5 protein-coding genes and 1 pseudogene are annotated in these 6,430 nt (G+C 35.0%); 1 reads left to right on the top strand and 5 read right to left on the bottom strand.

Annotated features, from left to right (window positions below; genetic code table 11):
• The 4 genes from HRU49_RS13715 to HRU49_RS13700 all read right to left on the bottom strand — a co-directional run.
• On the bottom strand, positions 1-982 hold a 982-nt coding region (locus HRU49_RS13715), incomplete at its 3' end, for a gluconate:H+ symporter (protein ID WP_296358135.1).
• Positions 982-2,379, bottom strand: a complete 1,398-nt coding sequence (gndA, locus tag HRU49_RS13710; protein ID WP_296358133.1) for an NADP-dependent phosphogluconate dehydrogenase — start codon at positions 2,377-2,379, stop codon at positions 982-984. The genes HRU49_RS13715 and gndA, both read right to left, overlap by 1 nt.
• 2 nt (positions 2,380-2,381) lie before the next feature.
• Positions 2,382-2,861, bottom strand: coding sequence for a gluconokinase (locus HRU49_RS13705; RefSeq protein ID WP_296358131.1), 480 nt, complete (start codon positions 2,859-2,861; stop codon positions 2,382-2,384).
• 8 nt (positions 2,862-2,869) lie between these two features.
• Positions 2,870-5,506 (bottom strand): valine--tRNA ligase, encoded by a 2,637-nt coding sequence (locus tag HRU49_RS13700; RefSeq protein ID WP_296358128.1) that lies wholly within the window; start codon positions 5,504-5,506, stop codon positions 2,870-2,872.
• Positions 5,507-5,693: 187 nt separating this feature from the next.
• Between HRU49_RS13700 and HRU49_RS13695 the strand changes: the two genes are divergently transcribed.
• Positions 5,694-6,122 carry a DUF1573 domain-containing protein gene (locus tag HRU49_RS13695; RefSeq protein ID WP_296358125.1) on the top strand — a complete coding sequence of 143 codons (429 nt, stop codon included), beginning with the start codon at positions 5,694-5,696 and terminating at the stop codon, positions 6,120-6,122.
• Positions 6,123-6,232: 110 nt separating this feature from the next.
• Here HRU49_RS13695 and HRU49_RS13690 read toward each other — a convergent pair.
• Positions 6,233-6,430 (bottom strand): annotated as a pseudogene (locus HRU49_RS13690) (signaling protein); the annotation flags it as partial.

Raw genomic sequence — 6,430 nt, 5'->3', positions numbered from 1 at the left:
TACCAGTATTTACCAATACTTGCTTAAATACACCGCCTGCACCAGTGATTAAAATAATTACCCCAGCAGGAGCCAAGGACTTTGTGCTAATATCAAGCAATTTAGATCTTGTAAATCCTCTTCTCAAGCCTAAACTGTACCAAGCAATTAGGTTTGCAATAATCAATGCTGTAAAAGGGTGACCGATCATACTCACCCACTCTTTTACTTTCAATGGTACTGCATCTTCTGCTATTAATGGGCTATTAATAATTGTATTACAAACAATCAAAACAATAGGAACTGATATAATTCCTATAATAGACATCACTGGGGGATGGTTTATGGTCTTTGAGTCGGTCTCTATAACTTCTGGTGCTTCAACAAAAATCTGCTTTGCTATATATTTTCCAAATAAAGGACCACAAACTATCGCTGTTGGAATTCCTACCAATACCCCAAACATAATTACCCAACCCAGATCTGCAGTTAAAATATCTGCCACTGCTATTGGTCCTGGCGTTGGAGGGATAAAACTGTGAGTTATGGCAAGACCTGCTAATAGGGGAATACCATATAACAAAAGAGACTTCCCTGTTTTGCGTTGTAAGGCATAAATCATAGGTACTAATATGATGAATGCCACATCAAAAAAAACTGGAATAGCAACAATAAATCCGGTAAGCATCAATGCCCAAGAGGATCGTTTTTCTCCAAATTTTTTGAGCATAAAAACTGCAAGTGACTCCGCACCTCCAGAATGTTCCAGAATCGCACCAAAAATGGCACCTAAACCAACAACCACTGCAACAAAGCCTAAGGTACTTCCCATACCTTCCTGAACAGTTTTGATAATAATCATTGGGTCTAATCCAGATAAAATACCAACAAGAATACTTGCTATTAATAACGCTATAAATGCTTGAATTTTGAATCTTAGAATTAAAACAATTAAAACTACGACTCCAGCTAAAACAGCGCCAATAAGTGATACATCAATCATTATTCTGTCCAATTAGTATGAAAGTATTGATCTTCTGGATAGCCATTTTTCTGATAGGTATGAGCACCAAAGTAATCACGTTGGGCCTGAATTAAATTAGCCGACAAATTTTCAGATGTCATAGACAACCAATAATCATAAGCACTATAAAAGGTATTTACACTTACATTATTTTCCAATCCTAAAGTCAATAATGACTTTATATCCGCTTCACCATCACGCAGTTGATTGCGTAAATCATCGACTTCAAAATATGTTTTTCCATCTTTTAGATACTCAATTGAAGCTTCCATAAAATCAGATCTAATAATACATCCATTGGTCCAAATCCTAGCGACTTCAGAGCAATCAACACTCCATGAATTTTCCTGAGATCCATTTGTTATGAGAGCAAATCCCTGATAATGATTTATTATTCTTGCAAATCGATAAGCCTTTTCTAAAGCTTCAATCTGAAATTCATTTTTAATCTTTAACCTATTGGCGCTCTTCGAGAGTGCAACTCTCATTGATTTAAAGGACGACACATAACGCGCAAAAACGGATGAAGCCATCATAGTGTTAACAGATCCTAAATCTAATGCTACTTTTGAAGACCACGAACCCGTTCCTTTATTACCAGCCTTATCAAGTATAGTATCTAATATATAGTCATCACCTTCTTTTTTTGTTAGGATGTCAATAGTGATTTCTAATAAGTAACCCCCTAAGTCTGACTGATTCCAGGTTTTAAAAAGTTCAGCAATTTCCACGTTAGAATAATAATCGCGCAATAAGGCATATAACTCAGCCAGTAATTGCATCTCTGCATATTCAATTCCATTATGTACCATTTTAACGAAATGTCCTGATCCATCTTGACCAACATACGTACAGCACGGAAGTCCATTCTTATCTTTACCAGCAATTGCTTCAAAAACTTCAGAAATAGATTGATAAGCTTGATGATTACCTCCAACCATCAAGGATGGACCTTTTAGTGCTCCTTCTTCTCCTCCAGACACACCACAACCTATAAAGTGAACATTTTTCTTACGTAAATTTTCGCAACGCTGTTTAGTGTCAGAAAAATGAGAATTCCCACCATCAATAATTATATCGCCTTGTAAAAGTAAGGGTAGTAAAGCATCAATAACATGATCTAAGGCTTTACCTGCTTTGATCATTATTAGAATTTTACGTGGTCTTTGTAAAGAAGCTATAAAATCTTCCAAATCCGAAAAGCCTTGTATACTCATAGCATCAGTCCTACGATCTAAAAGGTCTGAAACCATATGTTCTTCCCCTGGCGCTATTCTGTTATAAACAGACAAAGAAAATCCTTTATCGGCAATATTTAAGCTTAGACTAGATCCCATTACTCCTAGTCCAATAACACCAAAAGCTGATAATTCCATATTTAAATTCTTTCCAAAATTGACGTGATTATTGCTTCAGGTGACCCGCTAATGTCGACATGTATTCCGTATTTTGGAACCTCTAAAGCTTCAAACTGAGATGTTAGCATTTGAGATGACATAAAGTGATCTTTACGTGATTCCATTCTTAATTTAATAAGCTCATAATCGCCTTTCAAATACACCCAAGTAATTTTGTCTTTACAATTTGTAATAAGCAAATTACGATATTTTTCTTTTAGAGCAGAACAGGCCAAGACCGCACCATTTTCTCCAGCCCATCTTGACAAATTTTGAGCTAGTTCTTCTAACCAGGGTTCTCGGTCCTTATCATTTAAGGGTTGACCACTTGACATCTTATTAATATTGGATATGGGATGAAAGTCGTCAGCGTCATAATAAGGAATATTTAGTGCTTGAGATAATCCTTTTGATATAGTAGATTTCCCAGAGCCACTTACTCCTAACACAACGATGATCATAGAACTGTTTATACGCTTAGACTAGCTAAACTAGCTTTAATAGTTTCAATTTTAGCCAAAGCGTCTGCTTCTTTCTTTTTCTCAGAGGCAACAACTTGTTCTGGAGCATTATTTACAAATCGTTCATTTGACAGTTTCTTTTGTACAGACTTCAGAAATCCTTCTGTGTAATTTAATTCATCCGTCAGCTTCTTAATTTCAACATCAACATCAATGTTACCTTCCATCGGAATAAAATATTCATTAGATTTTACACGATAGGTTAAAGCTCCATCTACTGCTTCGGTAACATATTCAAAACTTTCCAAATTACCCATCTTTGTTATGACCTCATCAAATGTTGGCTTCACATTCTCATGATTGACAACAGAGAATCCTATGGCATCTTTATTGGCAATATTTTTCTGCTTTCTAACATTTCTTATTCCAGAAATCACTTCAGATACAAAATCAAATTCATCAATTAGATCTTTATTAATAGCCTTCGAGGTTGGCCATTTTGAAATTATTAAAGCCTCGTTTGCGGTTCTTGAGGTGATTAATTGCCAAATCTCTTCAGTTAAAAATGGCATAAACGGATGAAGGATTTTTAGATTGTCCTCCAACAATGCAATAGCAGCATTTAAAGTTTTTACATCAATTGGTTGTTGGTAGCCAGGTTTAATCATTTCTAAAAACCAACCACAAAAATCATCATAAATTAGTTTATACATGGCCATTAAGGCATCGCTAAGTCGATATTTACTAAAATGATCTTCAATTTCAAGCATCACCTTTTGAAACTTAGCTTCATACCATTCAACGGCTATACTACTTGAATTTGGTTGTTCCAAACTGTCATCAATTTCCCAACCCTTTATTAATCTAAAGGCATTCCAGATTTTATTAGCAAATTGTTTCCCTTGTTGACATAACCCTTCATCAAACAACAAATCATTTCCTGCTGCAGAACTCAGTAATAATCCAACACGTACTCCATCAGCTCCATATTCTTCAATAAGCTTTAATGCATCTGGCGAATTACCTAATGATTTAGACATTTTACGACGCTGCTTATCTCTAACTAAACCTGTGAGATATACATTTTCAAATGGTTTCTGGTCTTTATATTCATAACCAGCAATTATCATACGTGCAACCCAAAAGAATAAAATATCAGGACCCGTAACTAAGTCATTAGTTGGGTAATAATATTTAACCTCTTCGTTTTCAGGATTACGTATACCATCAAAAACAGACATTGGCCATAACCAAGAACTAAACCAAGTATCTAAAGCATCTGAATCTTGCGTTAAGTTTGATGGCTCTAGAGCTGGATTTGAGGATTTATCTTTTGCAAGTACCAAAGCGTCTTCTAAACTTTCGGCCACTACAAAGTCTTCCTTACCGTCACCGTAATAGTATGCTGGGATCTGTTGCCCCCAGAGTAACTGCCTCGAAATATTCCAGTCGCGAATATTCTCCATCCAATGACGATATGTATTTTCGAACTTCTTAGGAAATAGTTTAACATCGTCATCCTGTAAAACTGCTTTAATAGCTGGTTTAACTAAGTCTTCCATTTTCAAAAACCATTGATCACTCAAACGCGGCTCTATAATGGCTTTTGTGCGCTCTGATATTCCAACACGATTATTGTAATCTTCTATTTTCTGGATTTGACCAAGCACTTCCAACTCTTTTACAATCGCTTTTCTAACTACAAATCGGTCTTGACCTTCATAATGCAAGCCAAAGCTATTAAGCGTAGCATCTTCATTAAAAATATCGATTACTTCTAATTGATGTTTATCACCTAAGACTTTATCGTTTTCGTCATGTGCTGGCGTTACCTTTAAACAACCTGTTCCAAACTCAACATCAACATAGTCATCTTCAATTATTGGAACAATACGGTTAGAGATAGGAACAATTGCTTTCTTTCCTTTAAGATTAGTATGTCTCGGATCATTAGGATTAATACAAATAGCTGTATCTCCAAGAATTGTTTCTGGACGAGTGGTGGCTATAGTTAATGTTTCATCAGACCCTTCTATTTTATAATTTACATAGTAAAGTTTCCCCTGTTTTTCAATATACTCAACTTCTTCGTCTGATAGAGTCGTCTTGGCTTCCGGGTCCCAATTTACCATGCGATAGCCTCTATATATAAGACCTTTGTTGTATAAATCAACAAAAACTTTAATTACGGCTTCTGACATGTCGTCATCCATAGTAAATTTGGTTCTATCCCAATCGCATGAACAACCTAATTTTTTTAATTGCTCTAAAATTACACCACCATACTCTTCCGTCCAATCCCAAGCATGTTTCAAAAATTCGTCTCTAGAAAGGTCATTTTTATCAATACCCTCTGACTTTAACTTTGCTACAACCTTGGCTTCAGTTGCAATTGAAGCGTGATCCGTCCCAGGAACCCAACACGCATTTTTACCCAACAGTCTGGCACGACGAATTAACACATCCTGAATGGTATTATTCAGCATATGACCCATATGGAGCACGCCGGTAACATTTGGTGGGGGGATTACAATGGTGTAAGGCTCTCGATCATCAGGGGTAGAATGAAAATAATTATTTTCCATCCAGTAGTTATACCACTTTTTCTCTACTGACAATGCGTTATATTTTGATGGGATGTCCATGTTTTGGTATCGTTTTTGCTAAGTAACTGACAAAAGTACTTATATTTATTTTTGTGTAAAATTATTACTGAATTAATGTAATGCAAAAAACCTTAAATACTGTTAAATACAGTGCATTACATCTAATTAATTTTGAGGAGAATAAAAAAGTAACTAGTTTTGATAGTATCAATTTAAAATGAAAATGATGAAAAATTTTATAGCAATTTTATTTGTAGGATTAATGAGTTTTGGATCATTTGCTCAAGAAAAAAAAATAGCAAAGATAGAATTCAAAACAGAAGTTATTGATTACGGTACAATTGAGAAAGGAGCAAATGGCGTTAGAACGTTTGAATTTACCAATACTGGAAATGCACCATTAATAATTTCTAGCGTAAAATCTACCTGTGGCTGTACTGTACCAAAAAAACCAAAAGAACCAATTATGCCAGGCGAATCAGGTGAAATCGAAGTTAAGTATGATACGAAGAGAGTAAATCCAATTAGAAAGACAATTACTGTTATTTCCAATGCAGAAACACCAACTGTTGCACTTAAAATTAAAGGCCTTGTGATAGACCCTGATAAAACAAGCGTTTTAGAAAAGAAAAATAAAAGTATGATTGAGCAATAATCAATTTATACGATTCAAAAAAAATGAGCGCTCAAAATGAGCGCTCATTTTTTTTGAAGGCATTATCCAATCTAAATCTGTAGGTAAGGTTTTGCACATATCGATCAACTCTAAGCTTTATTGCTTTTGCCTGTTTTGCCGTGGAAAATTCTATTAATCTCAAGTAACTTATAATCGTAAACTTCCTTACCATTTATACGAATAATAATATCCTCTTCCCTTAATCCCGCTGCGAAAGCATTAGAGGATTCTCTTAACTCAACAATTTTATAAATAGGTTTTAATACCATTCTGTAATTTATTGGAAA

The sequence above is a fragment of the Winogradskyella sp. genome (assembly GCF_013213975.1).
Taxonomy (GTDB): Bacteria; Bacteroidota; Bacteroidia; order Flavobacteriales; family Flavobacteriaceae; genus Winogradskyella.
The sequence above is the reverse complement of the archived record's forward strand: the minus strand, read 5'-3'. Positions and strand labels throughout refer to the sequence as shown.